Source organism: Robertkochia marina (assembly GCF_004799345.1).
GTDB lineage: Bacteria > Bacteroidota > Bacteroidia > Flavobacteriales > Flavobacteriaceae > Robertkochia > Robertkochia marina.
Map to the genome: position 1 here is coordinate 1,196,815 of NZ_SSMC01000001.1, position 23,805 is coordinate 1,220,619.

The following is a 23,805-nucleotide window of genomic DNA, read 5'->3' on the forward strand; positions in this document are numbered from 1 at the left end:
CGGGTCATTGGTATTTCTCCGCTCTTTTCAACAATTTCTCCAACCCGGGTTCATTCGGGTCGTGGGGCAGACCCGGATGGATGCACATGGCCGGGCATTTTTCTGCTGCAGCAACGATCTTTGCGTATTTGTCGCCCTTGGGATTGTGTACATGGGCTTGTTTGTTACTATTGTATTTAAAAACGTTGGGTGCCGTATTGATGCAATCGTTGCAAGAAGTACATTCATCGCTTTCCACCCAGGGTACTTTACTCACCGATACCTCTTCTTTGTGTGTTTCCTTCGGAGCCGGTACAGTTTCAACGGATTCCTCATCCGTTTCCAATTTCACGCTAACGGGCACCGGAGTAATTGAATTCACGGCAAGGCTGGCCAGGTCGGTTTTTCCCTCCATGAGTGCAAAAAGTATATCGCGGATGGTTTTTTCAATGTCGGCGGCTCTTCGGGTTTCATACTCCTCGGATAACCGTGCTTCCAGTGCTTTTAGTGCTGCTTCTTTGGCCTTTGTCCACTCAGCTTTAGACGTCGCTAACTTGTTTTCAAAATGCTGGCTCCTGACTCCCCCGAGTTCCTGTAAAAAACGCCAATAGTCACGCCTGCTTCTTATCCTTTGAAGCCAGGATGCCGGAATGGCTGCCCTATGTAGTTTGTAGTCTTCATCCACGACCTGAATGATGGGTATCTTTCCTATCAGGGTCTTCGGATCATCTGAAAGATAGTCTGCTACAGGTACCAGTTTTTCATTTTGATACCAGCCGGGAATAATCTCAAGGGTTTGCAAATTGCGCGTCTCCATCGCAAGATAATCCGCTGAGCTCAGACTAATCTGTTCCGTATCCTTTCCGCCGGGATTTTTGATTTCCAGAGTTTGATTTGGATATAAGAGATCACATTGCGGATTGTTCTCCAAATTGAAGTGGCTTCCAAAATCCACCCCGGCCTCGATATCGTAGGTCAGGCGTGGAAATTGCCGGCTTTCGATCGCCCTGTGGATTCTGATGAGACTACCGGGGCCATCTTCCGATCCGATATCCGGGAGCAATACGTTCCAGAGTACCGGTGCGGTGGCGTTCAGACCATGACGTAATGCATTTTCAAAAGCGTAGGGGTCTTCAATACTTCCCTGGTACACATAAGCATTTCTGCGAAAGACAGCCAGTGATGCGATCTCCAGAGAGCTTTCTTCCATCTCAGAAGCTACGACAGGCAAATTAATGTCATTCAATGTGTTAATGGCGAAAACCTTAATAAAGGCACCGTCGGAAAAAAGGGAAATAAAATCCTTTGTCTGGTCGACAATATTGCGGCTCTCGTCAATAACAATGACAGGGGGGAAATATTTGATATCCCCGTCATTCAGATAGGACGGAGCGAATGCTTCAAAATAGGCATCATGCAAAGATTCATCGTAGGTTTGTGCTATCTCAAGCTCCGCCAAACGCATCGCCCGGATCAGTGCTACAAAATTCGACAACTCCTTTTTTAAGTAATCTTTGGCATGTGAGATGGCGTCAGATTCCACCACTTCAAGAGTTGCCTGACCAAACACCTCTTTAAGGTCATAGCTTTCCAGTAGTTGTTTTGTAATAAAGATCTTCGTGGGATTCTCTGTATAAACTTTTTCAGCGTTGGAAAGTATTTTTATGCTATCCCGAATTCGCTTGAGCCGTGCTTTTGGCAGATCTGAACTAACCCTCTGAGGTACCACATTCTGTAATGCGTCTAAAGACAAAAGGTCGCTGGCAAACTCAAAATGCGTACTGTCCTTTTCCCGGTCCTTATCCTGTAGATCAGCAATTTCATTCAATCCGGATAGTTTCCGTCGCATATGGGCAATGAACTCTGAATAGGTGGCAACTCGCTCTTTTAAATGAATATTGAGCAGTTGATAAGGAGTCCTAGCACTAAAAACCATGATGGGCCCTTTGCAGGATAAGAGTTTTTGATTTATTGGATCTAAATGTTCTTGTAAATTCTTTGGCGTATCGTCACCCAATGCATTGCCCATTATTTCCATCAACTCATGTACCTGTGAGTCATAATTAAGTTCCTTATCAGCCAATTGCAGTTTCCCTTGAAGTGTCAATAGGATGGAAGGGAGTTTCTCGATCAAGCTTCTGCCGATATCAGAATTACAATGATCTGAGATCAATACTTCAAGTCGTTCATGAAGGCTGCAGCAATTGCTTTTTTCAGGATCGAATAGCACCGGATAGTGCATGGCGGGTAATTTGCCCCGCAAGCATGGAGCAGACAAAATCGGTGCCACGGTAATATTTTGGCAAAAGTCTGTTTTTACACCCTGTACAAAGTACTTGTGCAATTGATCGCGATAGCTTTTCAATTGCTCATTCTGGGGTGCGGGTTCTTCCTCTCTGGTAACCACGACGTTGCTATGGGTATAACAGTCGAGGATCTGATCCGTATTTGAATTATTTATTTCGTTCATGACACCAATTATCTAGTCGTATATTGATCCAATAAGGATTCCAGGTTCTGCTTTTTCTCCTCAACGCCCATTCCGAGATTGTGAGCTCCATATTCATCATAGCGGACGTTGTCGGTATTTTGATATAGCAAACCGATCGGAATGCCATTATTGATCTCTGCGTGTTCCCTGGCCTTGTGGATATTTGAAGGATCGTGCTCGATCACCCGGCCAAAGGCTTTCCGGGCCTTTGGTTTCAGATCGATCCCATTTTCGTGTGAGAGCAGGATGAGGTTTTTAGGGTTGACGGCGATATCACCATAGAGGTCGCGCATAAACGCAGGGCACCGTTGAACGATACGCACGAAAGCGAGGCCGGGATGTTCGGCCGCTTTTCGTATGGTGGCATAGAGGTGAGCAGAATTCCAATCCACAGTCTGCGCCACGAAGGAGACATTGGCCAGGCCCAACGTAGTTTGTAGCGGGTTGATCGGAGGAAGAATGGAACCTTTAGGGTGCGTATTGGAATGGGTGTCCAACGGGCTGGTGGGTGAAGTTTGTTTTTTGGTCAAACCATAAATACCATTATCAAAGAGTAAGGCCACCATTTTCATATTGTACCTAATGGCATGTACCCAGTGCCCTGCACCGATTGAGCAACAATCCCCATCTCCGGTGACAACAAAAACGTTGAGGTCCGGTCGTCTGAATTTCACGCCACTGGCTACCGGGAATGCTCTTCCATGAAGGCCGTGAAACCCATAGGTTCCCATGTAATGTGGAAATCGACCACTGCATCCGATGCCGGAGACCACTACCGTTTTTTCAGGTTCATATTGCATGTCCTTGCAGACGCGCTGTACCGTGGTGAGTATGGAATGCCCCCCACAACCCGGACACCATCGGGCCACGCCTTTACCATAGTCCTCCATACCATAATCATGATCAAAGGAGGGGACAGAACAAAATTCATGAGTTTGTAAAAGCATACTATTACAGGTTTTTATACGCTGGCATTAGTGTTTTTAATTTTCAATTCGCGTTTGATCATTTTCAATACCTTTTCAGGGTTCAGGGGCTGCCCGTAGACATTGCTGAAGCTGTCAATATCCATGAGTGTTTGTGCCCTGAGGAGCCAAGCCAACTGAGCATAGCGACGATTCTCCTGAGTGATCATCGGGTGGCCCGGCGTATCACTATAATTGATCTCAACGGTGATGACTTTTTTGAATCTTTTGAAGATCTCAACCAACCCCGGAACCATAGGAAAGAGAAAACGCAGGTGAAGGCTGCTTACTTTTAGTCCTTTGGCGCGGGCATCGGCTACGGCTTCCTCTATGGCGCCAAGTGTAGATCCCCAACCAACCAGCAGAATATCACCCTCAGGGCCTCCGTTGATCTTTGGGGGTTTAAGGCTTTTCTGGAAAGCGGCGAACTTTCGGCTTCGGCTTTCAACGCTGGCCTGATTGATGTCCGGGTCATATGCCACCTTTCCTGTCTGTCCATGCGCCAGTCCTGTTACAGTGTACATGCCGCCTTTCTGCCCCGGAATCGGTCTTTTGCTGATTCCTGTATTTTCATCCCATTCAAAGGGCCAGACCCCATCCTTCCATGGACTCTGATCGAAGGGATTGGTCAGCCACGAGGGGTCGATTTTTGGACGCGGGAAGGGTTGTACCCCTGTTGCCAGGTTTGCATCACTCAATAAAATGACGGGCGTGCGCAATGATTCGGCAAGCTTTCGTGCCAAAACAACAAATTGAAAGCACTCTTCAATAGTAGCGGCTGCAAGTACGATTTTAGGCGCATCTCCGGCCTCCCCGTAGATCGCTGCCAACAAGTCGCTCTGTTCAACCTTCGTCGGTAATCCGGTAGAGGGCCCCCCTCGCTGAACATCAATTATCACCAGCGGGATTTCAGCCATGACGGCCAGGCCGATAAACTCGGTCTTGAGTGCCAATCCCGGACCTGAGGTAACTGTTACTGCCGGTTTCCCTGCGAAAGAAGCACCGATCGCAAATCCGATCGCGGCAATCTCATCTTCTGCCTGATGCACGATACCCCCAACCTTTTCAAAATATTCAGCCAGGTGATGGGATACGGATGTCGCTGGCGTTATCGGATACATTGAACACAGTTCAATACCCGATGCCATAATACCCATACTGAGGGCTTCATTTCCGTTCATGACCACCATATCATCATTCACATCCATCGGTGTCACCTCGTAACGATAGGCAAGATTATCTTTAGCCCAATCATATCCTGCTTGCAGCAACCTGATATTCAATTCTATTACCGCATCGGTTTTCTTTTTAAAGATGGTTCGGATCTGATCTTCGGCCTTGGGGATGTCACGATCGTACATATAGCAGAGCAGACCCAGGATCCACATGTTTTTACCTTTTCGGGGATCGGGAATTAGTTTCAGACATTCCTCTTCCATGGGAATTTCGACCACCTGAATGCCCAACTCCTTAAATTTCAGGAGTGCTTCCGAGTACTGCTGCCTAATGGTTTCATGTTCGCTTTTGGCCCATTTATTCTCGATAAACATCAGGGTGTTCTCATTATATGCATCCTGACTGATCCTGCCGTAGAGCACCTGTTCGTTGAGAGCGATTACCAGATCAGCGTGATTTCCCATATTGGTCACTTTATCCGAACCGATACGTACCCGGATTCCGGAGGCGCCTTCCCGTGAGCGTGCGGGTGGTTGTATTTCTGCAGGAATGATCTCAACGGTCCAAACGCCATTTCCCATTTTGGCGGAGATTGCTCCGAAGCTCTGTCCACATTTTTGGGCTCCTTCGCCTGAATCGCTTACGATCTCAACGATCACTTGTTTGATTTTCCTGGTTTTGATCGGGTCGCCCTCCTTCAAGATATCATTACTTGCAATGTGATCCATACTCTCTTAGCCTTTTGATTAAATATCAGCTTTAAAGTAGCAAAAGCCTGATTCACATTGTATGACAAATATCAGCTTATAAAATTAGGAGCCATGGCAATAGCCTTATCGATGTGTTGAATGGCACGGAAGATATTGGGTTTGTCTTCGTTTTAAATATGCTGTCCTTCCTGTTACCAGAATACAGCCTTCAGGGTGCCTGTTAAGGCGGTTGAGCTACGTAAGAGCAGGCATTTGCTGGTATGTTGTGTTTTTAAGTCCGTAGGTGATATGCGACTTTGCTTCTCCGGTTTTTTCAATTCAAAGGTTGAGATCGTCAAGCCTATAACCTTTAGCAGGCATTGTTAAGCTGTTCGCTTAACCAGCATAAAATAATCGTTGTCAAGAGGAAGGTAGCCCAGGTCGTAGACGAAATAGTAAGTACTGCCCTTTTTGGTGGTATATGTATGGGTAATAAAACTGAAATCAAACCCGCGATCTGCCATTTTTTTTCGACTTGCAGTGGTTTTTCCTTCCGGGTTTAGGTCCTGAAGTATTCGATAGTTTTTTCGCAATCGGTTATTGACGGTTCTTATCAGTTGGTTACTCTCTTTATTGCGTTTGTTGTTGTATGCATTTCTGCAGTGATCATTGCAGTACTTCTTATCTGCCCTGCCCAACAACTTCTCTCCGCATTCGAGACATGACTTTTCCATTACTCCTTATTTATTACTGGTCATTATAGCGGGAATGTTTTTTTGCCTGTAGAGTTCATTAAACCCTTTAAATCCTTCGTTTATGATCTTCTCCTGCTCCGCTTTGAGAGAAGTCCACATTTTTTTGAGATCGGTCAATCTTTCCTTGGCCCCTGAAGTGATCCTTGGGTCTTCCTGAGCTGAGAACTCCTTTAAATACATGAGCTCTGCATTCAGTTTGTTATTGAAGTTGATCACGTCCTGAAAGGTTTTCTGATCTGGCTGAATAAGTTTTGTTTCCCAGGTCTCAATGGTGCTGATCAGGGTGTCGGCTTTATTCGTCAGCTCTGCATACTGCTCATTGTCTTTCAACAACTTTTTGTGACCTTTTAATTGTGTTTTTGCAGATCGCATTTCGTTCACCGAATTGTGAATGTCAGTGATCAGGGCATCGATTTCATTCAAAAAGGTTTCCTGCTTTTTAAAATCTTCTGTAGTTGCTTTGATATTGGGGTTTGGTAATATGGTCACTTCTGTTTCAGAACTTTGCCCGTTAGAGGTAAGACGTAAGGTGTATTTTCCCGGGATGACCCTGTTTCCGGAGTAATCACCATAAACGAAGACTTTCTCAACGGCGGGAACAGGCTCTTTTCTAAAGTCCCAGGTAAATCTATTGAATCCCGATTCTGAAGGTAAGGCCTCCGGTTTTCCCGGACCACCCGGCCATGGCTTAAAGTCTTCTGACCCTTTGTTTTCAAAAGTACGCAATACCATACCGTTGGTGTCGAGAATTTCCAGGGTTAGGCTAAGGCTGTCTTCTGATTGCGGAATGTAATAATCTATGGAGACTCCAGACCTTGGGTTTTGACCTAAACCGGGAGTAAATTTTTTAGAGAAACCGCCTTCAAAGAGGTAAGTGTCTTTAGGTTGAAATATAGTAAGTTCTCCCGGAGGGGCTAATTTGCTCTGTTGAATGGGAGAGAGGTCATCCAGAATCCAGAAACCTCTTCCGGCTGTGGCTGCCACCAAGTCATTTTGTCTTATGGTCAGGTCATTGATGGGTACGGCCGGTAAGTTTAGTTGAAAACGATTCCACGACTTACCACCATTAACCGATATAAAAAGTCCTGTTTCTGTACCGGCATAGAGAAGGTCTTTTACCTTTCGATCTTCTCTGACCACCCTTGCGAAGGTATGCTCGTCATCAATACCATCGGTGATCAACTTCCAGGAGTTCCCATTATTGGTGGTCTTGTAGATATAGGGGGTAAGGTCATTTCTTTTATAACGCATAACGGTTATGTATACCGTTTCAGGATCATGGGGTGAAACCTCAATGCTATTGATGATCCCGTCGTTGACTTCTTTTGGGGTAACATTGCTCCATGAGTTCCCCTCATTGGTGGTCATATGCAGTAATCCGTCATCAGTTCCTGCCCACAACGTGCCCTTTGAATGAGGAGATTCTGTAACACTGGTAATGGTATTGTAATTCTCTCCTCCGGCAGCTTCATTGGTAAAGGGCTGACCACCCGGGCCTTGTTTGTCTTTTTCATTTCGGGTAAGATCGTCACTGATCAGTTCCCAGTCAATACCTTCATTTTGAGATTTGAAGATGACGTTTCCGGCGTGATAGATCGTATTCGAATGATGTTGTGAATACACGATAGGTGCGTTCCAGTTAAACCTGAATTTCATGTCCTTTGGTTCATTGCCCAAGGCAAGTTCAGGATAAGGTTTTATGGCTTTAGAAGTACCGTTATTACGGTTCCAGCTGTCAATAATACCCTGGTAACAGCCTCCGAAAACCATGGACGGATCTTCCGGATTAAAGGCAAGAAACGCACTTTCACATCCGGCTACTGAATACCAGTCCTTCCAGCCGATACCGGGGCCGGTGGTTCTGCTGGCAATGGCGATGGCACTGTTGTCCTGCTGACCGCCATATACGTGGTAAGGAACCTGGTTGTCTGTAATTACCCGATAGAATTGGGCCGTTGGTTGGTTGCTTTGTTCAGACCATGTTTTGCCGCCATTCATAGAAATATTGGCTCCCCCGTCATTGGCATTGATCATAATATCATTATTGACAGGGTTGATCCATAGGTCGTGGTTATCGCCATGAGGTGTCGGGATCGGAAGAAAATTACGTCCGCCATCAACCGATTTCAACATAGGTGCATTGAGTACGTATACGGTATTCTCATCCTGAGGGTCAGCAAAGATTTCCATATAGTACCAGGACCTCGCGATGTTGATACGATCTTTATTTACCTGGCTCCAGGTAGCTCCGGCATCATCAGATCGGTATACACCGCCCTTTTCTCCTTCAGCTTCGATTACCGCCCAGAGGCGATCGGGGTTCGCCGGAGAAACTGTTACTCCTGATTTTCCCATGACCTCAGGGAGGCCCTCTTTTAGTAATTTCCAGGAAGCTCCGCTGTTGGTTGATTTATAGATCCCTGAATGTTCTCCCCCGGATTGCATGGTCCACGGAAACCGCAGATGCTGCCACATAGAGGCATAAAGAATACGTGGGTTATCAGGATCCATGGCCAAAGAGGAGGCACCGGTATGCTCATGAGTAAAAAGTATTCGCTCCCAGTTGCTGCCACCATCGGTAGTCATGTACACGCCACGTTCTTCTGAATTACCGTATTGGGCTCCCTGAACCGCCACATAAACCCGGTCCGGATCTGTAGGGTGAATAACAATATCAGAAATATGCCTGCTGTTGTCCAGGCCGATATGTGTCCACGTTTTTCCGGAGTCTAAAGAACGGTACATCCCGTCTCCACTGGAAGTCATCACTCCACGAACAGCATGTTCTCCCATGCCGGCATAGACCACATTAGGGTCTGAAGGGGCCACGGCGATGGCGCCTACAGTACCGGTTTTTAAAAAAGGGTCTGAAATATTATGCCATGACAGACCTGCATCTTCAGTTTTCCAGATACCACCTCCGGTGCTTCCCATAAAATAAGTGAGCGGATCGTTGGCAATACCGGTACAGGCAACACTTCTGCCGCCTCGAAACGGGCCAATATTTCTCCACTGTAATTGATGAAATTCAGGAAGTTCTGAGGAAGAATTTCCGGTTTGAGCCTCAAGGGGTGTGGTAACAGCAAGACATGCCAATATCCACATGAGCACGTACTGCTTCATAGCGGTATATTTTAGGTTGGTTTTTGCTGTTTTTGTTTCCGGAATGTTCAGGTTCCGGAATGTTCGAAGGCGTAATTCAGAATCCTCTACCGTATTCTCCCGGTCTCATTATTCCTCTCAGGGTTCTACACTGCCCCAATTCTCACCCGACTTGATCCTGTACAACTGCATTTCGGAAATGCCAAATTGCTTGGCGATCATCTTCATTCTTGTCTTACGGTTCGGATCGTTGATCTTGCGTTTTATGATCTTTACCTTGGCCTCAGTGAGTTTGGCATAGCTTCGGTGCGTCTTTTTACGCTCCTTGGCTTTGATGACTCTTGGATTCTTACTGTTGTGTTTGGTAAGTTCACTTCGTGTAGCCCAGGCCAGGTTTTCAGCCTTGTTATTTTGTTTGTCGTAATCAAGGTGGATTACAAATCTCTTCTCTTCCGCATTGTCGATAAAAAGTTCAGCAACCGCCCGGTGAATATATACGAGGTCATTCTTTTTATCCTTCTTAATAGCTGTGATCACGGTATACCCACCAACTTTTCCGGGGGTTAGCATTTTACCTTCCGGATGGTGTTTATAACTGATTACTCTGCCATAGTTTGAAATTCGGTACTTTTCATTTTCACGCCAATGCTCGCGCTGGAGGTCTTTCCAGACTTCATTCTTTAAGTTTATGATCATTTTCAGTGTTTGAGGGAAAGCGTAAATATAGTACTTATTTCTTTTTTTTTACTTCATATAAGTCGAATCTTCTGTCTTTTAAGGTTTTTACACTTCCATGCTCGTGTAGCTCTTTTAGCAGGTCAATATCTACATCAACGATCAGGGTCATCTCAGTATTAGGGGTGGCTTCGGCTTTAATTCCATTGGTCGGAAAGGCAAAGTCGGAAGGGGTAAAAACAGCTGCCTGTGCAAATTGAATATCCATATTATTCACCTTCGGTAAGTTCCCCACGCAACCGGCTATGGCTACATAACATTCATTTTCAATGGCTCTGGCTTGTGCACAGTGCTTTACCCGGGTATATCCGTTCTGAGTGTCTGTTAAAAACGGAACAAACAGTATTTGCATCCCCTGGTCGGCCAGTAGTCTTGGCAGTTCGGGGAACTCAACATCATAACAGATCACGATACCGATACGTCCGCAATCGGTGTCGAAGGTTTTTATAAGATCACCTCCGCTCATACCCCAGGTGGATACTTCGTTAGGCGTAATGTGTATTTTAGTATACATTTCTGAAGAACCATCGCGTTTGCAAAGAAAACCTACATTGAGCAGTTTCCCGTTTTCCAGGTAAGGCATACTCCCGGTAATGATGTTGATGTTATAAGAAATGGCGAATTCCTCAAATTTCTTGCGAATCGGTTCTGTGAATTTGGCAAGCTCCCTGATGGCATCAGGTTCGTTCAGGTGATTGTAATCGGCCATGAGTGGAGCCGTAAACAATTCCGGGAACAGTGCAAAATCACTGCTGTAGCCTGAAACGGCATCAATAAAGAATTCGGCTTGCTCAAAAAGGGCATCCAGGTTATATAACGGGCGCATTTGCCACTGAATGAGCCCCAGCCTGACAACAGATTTCTTAGAGTTAATAAGTTTTGGACTTGGCTCATAATAAATATTATTCCACTCCATGAGAACAGCGAAGTCTTTAGATTCATTATCGCCCTCCAGGTAATTTTTCATCACCTTTCTAACGTGAAAATCATTGCTGAGCTGAAACGCCAGTACCGGATCAAAAAGGTCTTTCATACGAACCTTTTCGATGTATTGCTTGGGAGTCATTTGATCAGCAACCTTACTGTAATTAGGGATTCTGCCGGCAAACATGATCCCTTTCAGATTAAGTTGTTCGCAAAGTTCTTTACGCTGGTCGTAAAGCCGCCTTCCTAATCGTAATCCCCGATATTTTGGGTGTATGAAAACGTCGATCCCGTAAATGATATTTCCTTTCGGATCGTGGGTAGAGAAGGTATAGTTTCCGGTTATCTCTTCGTAGGTGTGGTTTTCGTCAATATCATCTTCATCAATGATTAGCGAAAGGGCCGAACCTACCACTTTGCCATCCACTAATACTACAAGTTGCCCTTCCGGAAAAACCTTTAACAGTTTTTCAATATGGTGCTCCTTCCAGTACATGTCTTCCATTTCAGAATAGGATTCGATCATAGAGCGTTTCAGCTCAAAGTAATCTTCAATTTGAAGGTTACGCAGTTCGATTTTTTTCAGCGTGTTCTTTTGTTTCATGGGTATGTCATCTATGCGTTTATAAACGTTTATACACGCTTGTAAACGAAAGTAAATATGTAGCTACCGTGTAATACTTAAGACCCAATGCATCTTTGTGCAAGAGATCTGGTACCACTCGAATTTACAAATAATAGATAAGTATTAATCATTAGAATCATCTGGAATTATGAATGCACTGAGAAACAAAGTACAGTTAATAGGAAACCTGGGTAATGACCCTGAGATCATCGAAATGGAAAGCGGTAAAAAGCTGGCCAGATTTTCTATGGCCACTAATGAAGCCTATAGAAATGCTGCAGGAGAACTTATAAAGGAGACCCAATGGCACTACATTGTAGCCTGGGGCAAGGTGGCTGAGATCAGCGAGAAATATCTTAAAAAGGGCTCAGAGGTTGCGCTTTCAGGAAAACTGACCACACGCACCTACCAGGATCAAAAAGGGGAACAAAAGTATATCACGGAAGTTAACTGTAACGAGCTGCTTTTGCTTGGTGGTAAGTGAGTTTGTTGAACAGCACCCCGGATCCTTGTGGTTTGGGGTGTTTTTTTAATGGGGATGTAGGGATGTGGGGATATGGGGATTGAGTTCGAGGGACGAGCCTGCCTGGCATGCCACGGCAGACAGGTCTGGTTAATTATAGTACTGGGTTTAATTAAGACTTTCTTTAATGAGCCCTCCCCCTTGCAAAACCGATGGTTTTGCTTCCCCCTCCCGGAGGGAGAGGGGGTGTGCCACGCCTTAGCTGTCACTAAGAATAATACCAGGTAATTTTGGAGTCGAATCGTGTTCAACGCTTGTTTTGAATCGGGCAGATGGGAGTATTACTGCCCAATCACGAAAAGATCAGACCAAAAAAAGGCCCTGATGAATACCATCAGGGCTATTTGTTTTATGCAACTTTTTTGAGAAGATCAAAGCAGGGGCAGCGTTTACATCGCTTGCTTTCCGATTTCTTATACTTCTTACAGCATTTCGATTTCAGAGGTTTGGAAAAATCACCATCCTGAAGTTTCTTAACTTTCTTGAACTGTTCTTTCTTAACCTTCTTTTCTTTCTCTTTCTTCTTGCCCAAGACCTTAAGTTTTTGATCGGGGCAAAGATATTTATTTTTAATGAATCCAAATAAACTTTAACACTTTCGGTCTCAGCCTTGTGTGGGGTCAACCGAGCTGCTTACATTAAGCTGTTTGATATCCCTGTCAAACAGGTAGAGTCCGCCCTTGTCATCACCGATCATACTGATCTTATCAAGAATGGTTCGAGCAACAGCCTCTTCCTCGATCTGCTCGGCTACATACCACTGTAGAAAATTATGGGTAGAGAAGTCTTTTTCGTTCAGCGTGATCTCCACGAGATTGTTAATGCATTCAGAGACAAAGATCTCATGCTCGTATAGTTTTTGGAACATTTCCTGAAAAGAATCAAAAGTTACGTTGGGGGCTTTTAAGGCCGATACCTGGGCATGCCCGCCTCTCTCATTGATATATTTTATAAGCTTGAGCATATGTTCCCGCTCTTCATCAGATTGAGCATACATAAATTGGGCTATACCATCCAGGCCTTTCACCTCTGCCCAGCATGCCATAGCTAAATAAACCTGTGAAGACTCTGCTTCTACACGCACCTGATCATTAAGTGCTTTTTCAATCGATTTACTAATCATAAGTGTTGGTTTTGAGTAAATTTAATCAATTCAGTCCATATGCTAAACCCCTTTTAGGCGATGCTTAAAAGTTCATGGCTAACTGAATACGTTTTCGGTCAAGGTCTATAGATTCTACTTTTACCTTAACGTGTTGGTGCAGGCTTACCACCTCGTTGACGTCGGCAACATATCCATCTTTCAGTTTTGATATATGAACCAATCCGCTCTCTTTGATGCCAATATCAACGAAACACCCAAAATTAGTGATGTTGTTAACGATTCCCGGAAGCACCTCTCCGGGTTTCAGGTCATTGATGGTTTTTATATGGGGAGCAAATTCGAACACTTTTGCCTTTTCCCTTGGGTCCAGTCCCGGCTTTTTCAGTTCCTTGAGAATGTCTTTAATAGTGGGTAATCCTACCTGTTCATCTACATACTTTTTCGGATCTATTTTTTCGATGGCTTTTTCATTGGCTATAAGGTCTTTTGCTTGTAAGCCCAGCTCCTCCGCCATGGACTTAACCAAACCGTACCGTTCGGGGTGTACTGCTGAATTATCGAGCGGATTCTCTGCATCTCTGATACGAAGAAAAGCCGCCATCTGTTCAAAGGCTTTTTCACCCAGTCTGTTTACTTTTTTCAGATCGTTCCGGTTACTGAACTTACCGTTTTCTTTTCGCCATGCCACAATGTTGCCCGCCATTTTAGGGCCAATTCCTGATACATAAGAAAGCAGTGATTCACTGGCTGTATTTAAATTTACACCTACCTTGTTCACGCAACTGCTAACCACCAGGTCCAGTTCTTCCTTGAGCTTTGTTTGATCAACATCATGTTGATACTGTCCTACCCCGATCGATTTCGGATCTATCTTCACCAATTCGGCTAACGGGTCTGCAAGCCGTCTTCCTATAGATACTGCTCCTCTTACGGTCACATCGTAATTCGGGAATTCTTTCCGGGCTATGGGGGAGGCAGAATACACCGATGCTCCTGCTTCGCTTACGATAAATACCTGCAGGTCCCGGTCAAACCGAACCCGTTTTACCAGGGTTTCTGTTTCTCTTGATGCCGTACCATTACCTATGGCAATGGCCTCTATCTTATATGCATTGACCAGGGTGCTTAGTTTTTTTATAGCATCCCGGTCATTTTTTTGAGGGGGATGCGGGTAAATGGTTTCATTGTGGAGTAATTCGCCGGCTTCTCCAAGACAAACAATTTTACATCCGGTTCGGTAGCCGGGGTCTATGGCCAGGATGCGTTTTTCACCAAGAGGCGCACCCAGGAGCAGTTGCCGGAGATTCTTTGCAAATACTTCAATCGCCGTTGCTTCTGCTTTTTCCCGGGCAGTATTCAGGGCTTCATTGGAAAGGGAGGGGGCAAGAAGTCGTTTATAAGCATCTTTAATGGCTTGCTCTAATTGTTCTGCACAGGCATTATTGCTTTTAATGACCTTCCTTTCAATAAAATCAAGAGCACGATCTTCATCAATGGTTACCGATACTTTTAAGACACCTTCATTGGCTCCCCTCAGAATAGCCAGTAACCGGTGTGAAGGGCATCGGCTTAATGATTCTGACCAATCGAAGTAGTCACGATAGGTTTGCGCACTATCTTCACCTTCCTTGGCTTTTGATACTTTTGAAGTCAAAACGGCATGCCTGGCGTACGACTGACGGAGGTAATTTCGTATATCAAGTCTTTCATTGATCCATTCGGCAATGATATGTCGGGCCCCCTCCAGGGCATCGTTAGCTGTAGAAACCTCCGGACCGGTATATCTTTCAGCTTGTAGCTCAGGATCTCTTGTGTTTTGGGCCATGAGGATCCTGGCAAGAGGTTCCAGTCCTCTTTCCCGGGCCTTATCGGCTTTGGTCTTTCTGGTTTTTTTAAATGGAAGATACAGGTCTTCCAAAACGATCAGTGATTCGGCCTTATGAATATCAGTTTCCAGGTCGGGGGTAAGTACTTCCTGCTCCTTAAGGCTTTTAAGGATGGTCTCACGTCGCTTTTCGAGATCGCGAAATTCTTTGAGGTGCTTACTGATGAGTTCAATGGCAGTCTCGTCAAGGTTTCCGGTTCTTTCTTTCCGATACCTGGCTATAAAAGGAATCGTACAGCCTTCGTCAAAGAGTTTTAGAGTGCTCTCTATAGAAGTAACCTTTAGGTCAAGATGCTTTTGAATATATTGGGATGCTTTCATATTTCTTAGTCTTCTAAGGTGCAATTTAGGTATTAGAGAAGGGTAGGGTCAAGGACTTTCAGAAATAAATATTCCTGGCAAGTCTGAAGGTATTGGCATGGGCTTCAATAATGGTTTTAATGTCAGGGGAGTAGCCTCCTCCCATACTGCATTGTACGGGAATACCTTGCTTGTAACATGTTTCCAGGACGAATTCATCTCTTTTCCTGCAACCTTCAAGGGTGAGTCCCAGCTTCCCTAATTTGTCTGATGCCACCACATCAACCCCACAGAGGTAAAAAATAAAGTCTGGACACTGCTCCTTAATAAGCTGCGGCAAAATCTCGTAAAGGCGTTCGAGATATCCCTCATCGCCGGTCTTGTCTTCCAGGGCAATGTCGAGATCGCTCTGTTCTTTTTTAAAAGGGTAATTATTCCTGCCATGCATGGAAAAGGTAAAAACACTCGGATCATTGGCAAAGATCTCGGCGGTGCCGTTGCCTTGGTGTACATCCAGGTCTACAACAAGGATCTTTTTGGCTTTCTCTTTATTTTGAAGGTATCTGGCCCCTATAGCCTGGTCGTTGAGAAGGCAGAAGGCCTCTCCTTTATCGGTATAGGCGTGATGGGTGCCACCGGCAATATTCATGGCAATTCCATGTTCCAGGGCATAATCACAACCTGTTATGGTGCCTTGGGCGATGATCACCTCCCGGTCTACCAACTCCTGAGAAAGCGGAAATCCGATGCGTCTTACCTCCCTGGCATTCAAAAGTAATTGTGTGAGCCTGGTATAATAGTCATGGTCATGAACCCTTAGGATGTCTTCATCATTGGGGCGGTCGGGGGTAAAGAAATCATCCGGTTCACAGGTGCCCTCATGCAACAACTGTTTTGGCAGCAGGTCGTACTTGGCCATAGGAAATCGGTGTCCCTCTGGCAAGGGATGCTTGTAAATAGGATGATAGGCTATTTTAAGCATAACTATAGTGAAAGAGTTGAGAGTTGGTTACGGGATATGCGAAGATATAGAAAACCATGAATTGACATGTGTTTAACAATATGAAGAATTTTATATACCCTAAAAAGGTTTAATAGGTTGTAAATCAATATTTTACTACCTTGAAAAGCAAAGCCGGAATGCTGTCCGGAAATGTTGAATGATAATTAATAAATGAACATGCCAAATACAAAAGCCTATGCCGCCTATGCCCCTGACCAGGATTTAAAACCTTTCGAATTTGACCGCCGTTCAGTGGGTGATGATGATGTTAAGGTAAAGATCGACTATTGTGGTATTTGTCATAGTGATATTCATTTTGCACATGATGATTGGGGAATGACCGAATATCCCGTTGTACCCGGACATGAAATTATTGGTCATGTTACTGAGGTGGGCTCAAAGGTTACCCGGTTCAAACCCGGTGACCTGGTGGGAATAGGTTGTATGGTTGATTCCTGTCGTGAATGTACTCCTTGCAAGAATGACCTGGAGCAGTTCTGCGAAAAAGGAATGGTGATGACCTACGGGAGTCCTGACCCCGAAATGGGAGGGGTAACCCAGGGAGGATATTCTAGTCAGATCGTGGTAAAAGAGCATTTTGTGTTGAATATCTCAGACAAGCTTGATCTGAAAGGGGTGCCACCGCTTCTCTGTGCCGGTATCACTACTTTCTCTCCCTTGAATCAATGGAAGGTCGGTAAAGGACAAAAGGTAGGTGTTATAGGCCTGGGCGGACTCGGTCATATGGGTGTGAAATTTGCCGCAGCTATGGGTGCTGAAGTCGTCATGATAACCAGAAGTCCTGAAAAAGGGGAGGATGCAAAGCGGCTCGGAGCCAGCAGCGTTTTAGTGTCTACTGATCAGGAAGCGATGGCCAGCCAGGCAGGTACTTTTGACTTTTTGCTTAATACTATTCCGGTGGCCCATGATATCAATCCGTATATGCCCTTGTTAAAATTCAATAAAACCATGGTGCTTGTAGGGGCCACACCCATTGAGGTGCACAGCATGCAAATGATCTTTGGTAATCGTCACCTGTCGGGTTCCCTGATCGGAGGGATCAAGGAAACCCAGGAAATGCTTGACTTTTGTGCCGAGCATAATATTGTATCTGATATTGAAATGGTGAATATCCAAGATGTGAATACGGCCTATGAGCGGGTTATGAAAGGCGATGTAAAGTACCGGTTCGTTATTGATATGAAGTCTTTGTAGTATAGGAGTTATGCGGTTATACCGTTATACCGTTATGCAGTGCGTCGTTTCGAGTCTACCTATCGGTAGAAAGGACTGCTGAAATTGTATTTCTTGTGGAAGATGATGATGGTACATGCAAAGGAGCTAAGAAGCAAAGGGGGCTAAGAGTAAGCCCTTATTGAAATCGAAAATTATCCCCTCCTTAGTAAGGAGGGGTACTCCGAAGGAGCGGGGTGTTTGGCAAGTTTCTCACCGTCTTAGTTTTAATCCGTCAGTAGCAGGTTTATGAATTCCGGATTTCATGAACCCCGTAAAGCCATATTCCACCATCCATAATCCATAATCCATCATTCTTGCTGTTCCTTCCATTCAGAAAAGGCCTTCTCCAGTGCTTCTGTAAAGAGGTGAGATTCCTGAGCTCCGGATATACCGTACTTGCGATCGATCACAAAGTAAGGCACCCCTCTTATGCCCAGGGCAGCGGCTTCTTTAAGGTCGAATTCTACCTTTTTGAAGGGCTCATCTGTAGAAAGATATTTTTTGATCTCACCTGCGTCCAATCCGGCTTCTTCTCCGATCCTGATAAGTTGATCCGGATCGTCAACATTGATATTCTCTGAAAAATAGGCCAACAACAAGCGCTTTTTAACCTCGTCTCCCAGTCCTTTGTTTTTAGCCATTTGTAACAAGGCATGGGCACGAACTGTATTGGCCACAACTACCTTTTCAAAGTCGAAATCGATCCCTTCTCCCGCACCTGCCTTGGTAACCTGCATCATCATCTGCTTGACCTGTTCAGCAGATAACCCTTTTTCACGGGCCAGATAGTCAACAAGTGAAGCGTCGGTATCAGTTTTCTGATTGGGGTTTAAAAGGAAGCTCTTCCATTCTACTTCCACGTGTTCTGAATGTGGAAATTGGGAAAGGGCTTTTTCAAATCTCTTTTTTCCGATATAACACCACGGACAGGCAACATCGCTCCAGATCTCTATTTTCATAATGAATTGATTTTTTATCGAACCGTTGGGTTCGCCTTTCCTTTGGTCGTAATAATCTTGGGGCATTACACCATCTGTGACAGGGTATCATTGAATAAGCGGTAACAGATGATTTTAGCCCTCATTGTGGGTGTGAAAAATAAAAAAAGCCTTTAACGTCCCGGGAGATCATTAAAGGCTTCTGTTTGTTAAGGTATAGGGCTATATTTCAGATCACAGGCTGTTTTCTATGTATTCCATGAGCATGATCAGTTCTTCCTGGTTATCAGGAGCTAGTTCATTCTCTTTAATATAGGCTTTCACTAAAGCCCGTTGGTCATCTTCAATAATTGACATGATACCTCTGCGGCTTAATTTTAAATATACAGGCTCTGTATTATTCACAGAAACATAATACTCGATCCGGTCTTCAAATTTGTCCGGAAAGTTAGACTGGAAAGAGGTCATGGCTTTAACACCTTCACGAAATTCCTTGTTTTTTCTCAGAAATAGGTCATAGGTATCTCCATCATAAACAACGTATAGATAGCCATTTCTGTACTTATCATTCTTATCGGCAAAATTCGGGATGTATTTCAGCTTTTCGCCATCGATCACAGCCGATATTTTACTGTCTTTTAATAGGGTTTTTACCATGTCAGAGTTAGGGCCTTCCTTTACTTCGATCTCGTCCATATAAGCGTTGTACCTGATATAGTAAGGTTTAGAGATGGTATCTTTATATATAGCCTCACCCTTTAGAAACTCAGGGGTGAAATAAGGAGACCCTTCAACCTTGGAAACATCTTTTCTGGTGCCTTCTTTGTAATATGAAAAGCTTTGACTCTGATAAGCCTTGTTCCAGTCAAATTGATTGTAATTAGTATTTATAGGGGCAGGGCTCTGTGCTTCGACTTTGGTTGCAATACAACCCAAAGCACATACTAGTAAGGTGGTTATTAAACGCATAGAATTATTGATTACAGCGTGAATTTCTTAAAATTTTAGATAATATCATTATTTAAATGCATGTTTCAGCTAAAATAAATGATAGATACTTTAACAGGAGCATTAGTTTTGGCGTCGGGGTAAGGGTATTTGAAAGAGACCCATTGGCAAACTTAAAGTTATTTGGCTTCCGTTTGGCAGTGTGTAACAAAAGAGCCCCTTCCGGGTGGAAGAGGCTCATTGTAAAAGTGCCTGATAATATCTTAGCTGATCATTGTGCCATTGTTGATCCCCTCCTCATCGGGATTCACAAAAACAAGTTTTCCCTCAGCATTCTCGGTCATCAGTATCATGCCTTCACTCATTACTCCTCTTAGTTTTCTTGGAGCAAGGTTCACCAGGACAGTCACCTTTTTTCCTATGATGTCCTCGGGTTTAAAACTTTGAGCAATGCCGGAAACGATGGTTCTGGTGTCGATACCGGTATCTACTTTTAATACCAGTAATTTATTGGCCTTCGGCATTTTTTCGGCTTCGAGTATCGTACCTACCCGAAGATCCATTTTAGTAAAATCTTCAAAGGTTGCTGTTTCCTTTTGGGGTTCAGCGGTCTTATTGGCTGCCTCGTTCATCTTTTTGGTGTTTTCCAGCTTTTCCAGCTGTTTTTCTACTTCTTTATCTTCGACCTTACTAAAGAGCAAGCTGGCTTGATTGATCTGTTTTCCTGAAGGTAAAAGCGATTCTTTGGTGGCGATCTCATTCCAGGAAATACTTTCTTCTCCTTCCTGGGCCAACATCGCTCTTAGTTTAGCAGAGGTAAAAGGCAACAGGGGTTCAGAGAGTACAGCAAGGGCAGAGGCGATCTGCAAAGCCGTATACATGATGGTGGTAACCCTTTCAGGATCAGACTTGATCACCTTCCACGGTTCTTCATCAGCCAGGTATTTATTACCAAGTCTGGCAACATTCATCAAAACCTGAGAGGCTTCCCTGAAGCGGTAACGTTCCAGGCTGCTTTCAAGTGCTGCAGGAAATGCCCTGAGGTCCTTTAATACGGTTTCATCGATCTCTGTAAAAGCACCCGGTTCAGGTACGATGCCATTGTAATATTTATTGGTCAATACCACGACCCGATTTACAAAGTTTCCGAAGATAGCAACCAGTTCATTGTTATTACGAGCCTGAAAATCTTTCCACGTAAAATCGTTGTCCTTGGTTTCAGGTGCGTTTGCGGTTAATGTATAGCGTAAAACATCTTGTTTCTCCGGAAACTCCTCCAGGTATTCATGCAGCCAAACAGCCCAGTTTTTAGAGGTGGAAAGCTTATTGCCTTCCAGGTTGAGAAACTCATTTGCCGGTACGTTATCAGGAAGTACATAATCGCCATGTACGTTGAGCATACTTGGAAAAATAATACAGTGAAAAACTATATTATCCTTTCCTATAAAGTGCACCAGTTTGGTGTTCTTATCTTTCCAATAGGGCTCCCAATCAATGCCTTTTCTTTTAGCCCATTCCTTTGTGGAGGAGATGTAACCGATCGGGGCATCAAACCAAACGTAAAGTACTTTGCCTTCTGCACCTTCAACAGGAACAGGAATTCCCCAGTCCAGATCACGGGTTACAGCTCTTGGTTTAAGTCCTTCGTCTACCCAGCTCTTTACCTGGCCATAAACATTAGGCTTCCAGTCGTCTTTATGACCTTCAAGGATCCACTTCCTCAAAAATGCCTCGTACCGGTCCAGAGGTAGAAACCAATGTCTTGTTTCCTTTAATACCGGTTTACTACCCGTTATCGTTGATTTCGGGTTGATCAGGTCGGTGGCATTCAATGAACTACCGCAGTTTTCACATTGATCGCCGTAGGCTTCGTCATGAGAACAACGCGGACAAGTTCCTGTTACAAAACGATCTGCAAGAAACTGTCCGGCTTCTTCGTCATAGAGTTGTTCAGTAACCTCTTCAATGAATTCCCCTTTGTCGTAAAGCGTCCTGAAAAAATCAGAGGCCGTTTCATGATGAATCTTCGCAGAAGTACGTGAGTAGTTATCAAAAGAAATACCGAAAGCCTCAAAAGAATCCTTGATCAGCTTATGGTATTTGTCTATGATCTCCTGGGGGGTAACGCCTTCTTTTTTAGCCCTCATGGATATGGCTACGCCGTGTTCGTCGCTTCCGCAAATGAAGGCCACATCATGCCCTTTAAGACGAAGGTATCTTGCGTAGATATCTGCCGGAACATAAACTCCTGCGAGGTGGCCAATGTGAATTGGCCCGTTGGTGTATGGCAAAGCTGCCGTAATGGTATATCGTTTAGACTGCTCTTGAGCTGCACTATGTGTATCTGACATTGTTATCTGTAATTGAAGCCACAAAAATAATCAATTTAAAGCGAGAGTTGCCGGTGGCCGTTAAAAATGAATAAAGTCCCGTTAAACCATTTTTTAAAGGAGTACGATTTTAGATACAAATAGTAATTCAGACACCGGTGATCATTTTAATTTATCAGAGTTAACTCTTTGATTTAGAAAATAATACGATATTTATGTGAAATAACATGCAAATGTCAAAAAATCAACGTTTTGGAGCTTGGGCAGAGCAGGTAGCAGCCGATTACCTCGTTGAAAAAGGTTATAAGATTTTGGAGCGCAACTACCGTTATGACCGGGCAGAGATCGATATTATAGCCAGGCATGGTGGTTACCTGGTAGTGGTTGAGGTAAAGGCAAGAAGTACTGATTATTTTGGGCACCCCCAGGATTTCATAACTAAAAGGAAGGTTCGGCAATTGGTAAAGGCAGCCAATCACTATGTGTTAATGCATAAAATAGAAACCGAAGTGCGTTTTGATGCGATAGGTATCCTTAGGGTGAATAAGACCTGGAGAGTTGAACATCTGGAAGATGCGTTTTATTTCTTCTAACTGTTTTATTTATAACATTTAGTCATAAATTTTTTTAATTGTTTAAAAAAAGTATTTTTACAACCGATTTCCCTATAAATCAAACAGTTTAATCAAAGCTTGTGATCATGAAGACCATTTCTTCTGTAGTTGAAGGTTATATTAAATCAAAACCATTCTTACAAAGTGCCCTTGCACAGGGTATTATTAACCTCACTTCTCTTTCAAGAAGCATTAAGCCGGAGATCGAAGAACAATTAGGGAAAGAGGTTAGAAATGGTGCCATTGTCATGGCTCTAAAGAGGCTTAGTGCCGATCTGGAGTTCAGAGCAACCCACAAAATTCTAAAGGTGTTGAAGAACATTGGCGAAATAACGGTTCGATCAAGTCTTACCGATTACACCTTTATGCTTTCTGAAACCATATTGAACAAACAGGCGAAGCTATTACAGGAGATAAACAGCCAGGACACCTTTTATACCTCCTCCAGGGGGGTAAATGAAACCAATATTGTAGTGAGTAATACGATGAATGCTGTTGTGGAAGAGATCTTCAGTTCAGAGAGGATGCTGCAAAAAGAAGAAAATCTTTCTTCCATCAGTGTAAAGCTGCCGGAAGAAAACGTGGTGGTACCCGGTATTTACTACTTTATTTTCCAGCGACTGGCCTGGGAGGGTATTATATTGAATGAAGTGATCTCGACTACCAATGAATTTACCATCATTGTTGGAGAAGATCAGATCGATAAGGCGTTTAAAGTGATCAAAGACCTGAAGGGGTTATGATTTCACTCCCGTAATGCCTTTGGCACATCCGAAGAATCTCTTATGCATGCTGGGGTTGCCCCCATGTTTCTCCAAGTGTGCAAGCATGAGATCAAACCCTTCAAAATTATTCGAATAAGTTTCCAGATAGTTGTAGGTTTCCGGATTTTCAGCCAGAAACTTGCTGAGAAATGGTATTACTTTTCCCAGATAAAACCGGTAACAGTTCTTTAACCATTGGGTTTCGGGCATAGCTACTTCCACCAGGCTGAAGCTGCCTCCGGGTTTCAGGATACGAAGTATCTCCAGGGCGAGTTGCTCCAGTTGAGCGTGCTCAAAGGTTTTCAGTCCGTAACAACAGATCACCACATCCTGAGAGTTGTCCTTAATACCTGAGTTAAATACGTTCTCACAATGAAGCTTGATGTTGTATTCAGGATAGCGTTCTTTTCTTTTCTCAGCCAGTTGTATCATGCTGGTAGAGAAGTCAAGGGCTGTTAACTCTCCTTCGGTTCCGATCCGGGGTAAAATATGCTTCCAGGATTCTCCCGGTCCTGTAAGCAGGTCGGTCACCTTTTTACCTTTGCCTATGGAAATAATTTCTATAGCCTGTTGACGCCAAAACGGATAAAACCCAAGGGAGGTTAGGCTATTCATGAATTCATAAGAGGGACTCATCCGGTCAAAAAGTTTGGCGACAAAATGGTCCTGGTAAATGTTTTCTTCCATAGCGGAAGTAAGGTACGAAAAATAACCAACC

General features: G+C 44.1%; 19 protein-coding genes. 4 read left to right on the forward strand and 15 right to left on the reverse strand.

Annotation, left to right across the window (positions count from 1 at the left end; all coding sequences use genetic code 11):
* Nucleotides 1–4: 4 nt before the first annotated feature.
* From E7Z59_RS05005 to E7Z59_RS05035, 7 genes are all read right to left on the reverse strand, one after another.
* Nucleotides 5–2,449 (reverse strand): ferredoxin, encoded by a 2,445-nt coding sequence (locus E7Z59_RS05005; protein WP_136335177.1) that lies wholly within the window; start codon nt 2,447–2,449, stop codon nt 5–7.
* Nucleotides 2,450–2,457: 8 nt separating this feature from the next.
* Complete coding sequence (locus E7Z59_RS05010; protein WP_136335178.1) at nt 2,458–3,417, reverse strand: thiamine pyrophosphate-dependent enzyme; 960 nt, start codon at nt 3,415–3,417, stop codon at nt 2,458–2,460.
* Between the two features lie 14 nt (nt 3,418–3,431).
* The gene (locus E7Z59_RS05015) at nt 3,432–5,339 is read right to left on the reverse strand and encodes a 2-oxoacid:acceptor oxidoreductase subunit alpha (RefSeq protein WP_136335179.1); all 1,908 of its coding nucleotides are present in this window, start codon (nt 5,337–5,339) and stop codon (nt 3,432–3,434) included.
* Between the two features lie 344 nt (nt 5,340–5,683).
* Nucleotides 5,684–6,034 carry a hypothetical protein gene (locus tag E7Z59_RS05020; protein ID WP_136335180.1) on the reverse strand — a complete coding sequence of 117 codons (351 nt, stop codon included), beginning with the start codon at nt 6,032–6,034 and terminating at the stop codon, nt 5,684–5,686.
* Nucleotides 6,035–6,040: 6 nt separating this feature from the next.
* Nucleotides 6,041–9,178 carry a VPS10 domain-containing protein gene (locus E7Z59_RS05025; protein WP_136335181.1) on the reverse strand — a complete coding sequence of 1,046 codons (3,138 nt, stop codon included), beginning with the start codon at nt 9,176–9,178 and terminating at the stop codon, nt 6,041–6,043.
* 117 nt (nt 9,179–9,295) lie between these two features.
* Nucleotides 9,296–9,853, reverse strand: a complete 558-nt coding sequence (locus E7Z59_RS05030) for an HNH endonuclease (protein ID WP_136335182.1) — start codon at nt 9,851–9,853, stop codon at nt 9,296–9,298.
* A gap of 34 nt (nt 9,854–9,887) precedes the next feature.
* A complete protein-coding gene (locus E7Z59_RS05035; protein WP_136335183.1) occupies nt 9,888–11,420 on the reverse strand; it encodes a bifunctional GNAT family N-acetyltransferase/carbon-nitrogen hydrolase family protein in 1,533 nt (510 codons plus the stop codon).
* Between the two features lie 169 nt (nt 11,421–11,589).
* On the opposite strand from E7Z59_RS05035, the gene E7Z59_RS05040 reads away from it, so the two are divergent.
* Nucleotides 11,590–11,925 (forward strand): single-stranded DNA-binding protein, encoded by a 336-nt coding sequence (locus E7Z59_RS05040; protein ID WP_136335184.1) that lies wholly within the window; start codon nt 11,590–11,592, stop codon nt 11,923–11,925.
* Nucleotides 11,926–12,313: 388 nt separating this feature from the next.
* Here the strand turns inward: E7Z59_RS05040 and E7Z59_RS15400 are convergent, their stop codons facing one another.
* The 4 genes from E7Z59_RS15400 to E7Z59_RS05060 form a co-directional block, all read right to left on the reverse strand.
* Entirely contained in the window at nt 12,314–12,496 is a 183-nt protein-coding gene (locus E7Z59_RS15400; protein ID WP_136335185.1) for a hypothetical protein, read from the reverse strand.
* Between the two features lie 72 nt (nt 12,497–12,568).
* Nucleotides 12,569–13,087, reverse strand: coding sequence for a ferritin (locus E7Z59_RS05050; protein ID WP_136335186.1), 519 nt, complete (start codon nt 13,085–13,087; stop codon nt 12,569–12,571).
* A gap of 64 nt (nt 13,088–13,151) precedes the next feature.
* Nucleotides 13,152–15,275 carry a Tex family protein gene (locus E7Z59_RS05055; RefSeq protein WP_136335187.1) on the reverse strand — a complete coding sequence of 708 codons (2,124 nt, stop codon included), beginning with the start codon at nt 15,273–15,275 and terminating at the stop codon, nt 13,152–13,154.
* Between the two features lie 58 nt (nt 15,276–15,333).
* A complete protein-coding gene (locus E7Z59_RS05060; RefSeq protein ID WP_136335188.1) occupies nt 15,334–16,236 on the reverse strand; it encodes a histone deacetylase family protein in 903 nt (300 codons plus the stop codon).
* Nucleotides 16,237–16,434: 198 nt separating this feature from the next.
* Here E7Z59_RS05060 and E7Z59_RS05065 point away from each other — a divergent pair, with 198 nt between their 5' ends.
* Entirely contained in the window at nt 16,435–17,472 is a 1,038-nt protein-coding gene (locus tag E7Z59_RS05065; RefSeq protein WP_136335189.1) for an NAD(P)-dependent alcohol dehydrogenase, read from the forward strand.
* A gap of 329 nt (nt 17,473–17,801) precedes the next feature.
* Here E7Z59_RS05065 and E7Z59_RS05070 read toward each other — a convergent pair whose 3' ends face one another.
* The 3 genes from E7Z59_RS05070 to metG form a co-directional block, all read right to left on the reverse strand.
* Nucleotides 17,802–18,452, reverse strand: coding sequence for a DsbA family oxidoreductase (locus tag E7Z59_RS05070; protein WP_136335190.1), 651 nt, complete (start codon nt 18,450–18,452; stop codon nt 17,802–17,804).
* A gap of 213 nt (nt 18,453–18,665) precedes the next feature.
* Nucleotides 18,666–19,400, reverse strand: coding sequence for a hypothetical protein (locus tag E7Z59_RS05075; protein WP_136335191.1), 735 nt, complete (start codon nt 19,398–19,400; stop codon nt 18,666–18,668).
* A gap of 242 nt (nt 19,401–19,642) precedes the next feature.
* Nucleotides 19,643–21,730: a methionine--tRNA ligase gene (metG, locus tag E7Z59_RS05080; RefSeq protein ID WP_136335192.1), complete on the reverse strand. Its 2,088-nt coding sequence runs from the start codon at nt 21,728–21,730 to the stop codon at nt 19,643–19,645.
* 212 nt (nt 21,731–21,942) lie between these two features.
* Between metG and E7Z59_RS05085 the strand changes: the two genes are divergently transcribed.
* Nucleotides 21,943–22,302, forward strand: coding sequence for a YraN family protein (locus E7Z59_RS05085; RefSeq protein WP_136335193.1), 360 nt, complete (start codon nt 21,943–21,945; stop codon nt 22,300–22,302).
* A gap of 107 nt (nt 22,303–22,409) precedes the next feature.
* Nucleotides 22,410–23,066 (forward strand): aspartate kinase, encoded by a 657-nt coding sequence (locus E7Z59_RS05090; RefSeq protein ID WP_136335194.1) that lies wholly within the window; start codon nt 22,410–22,412, stop codon nt 23,064–23,066.
* Here the strand turns inward: E7Z59_RS05090 and E7Z59_RS05095 are convergent.
* Nucleotides 23,061–23,774: a class I SAM-dependent methyltransferase gene (locus E7Z59_RS05095; RefSeq protein WP_136335195.1), complete on the reverse strand. Its 714-nt coding sequence runs from the start codon at nt 23,772–23,774 to the stop codon at nt 23,061–23,063. The genes E7Z59_RS05090 and E7Z59_RS05095 overlap by 6 nt on opposite strands.
* Nucleotides 23,775–23,805 lie beyond the last annotated feature (31 nt).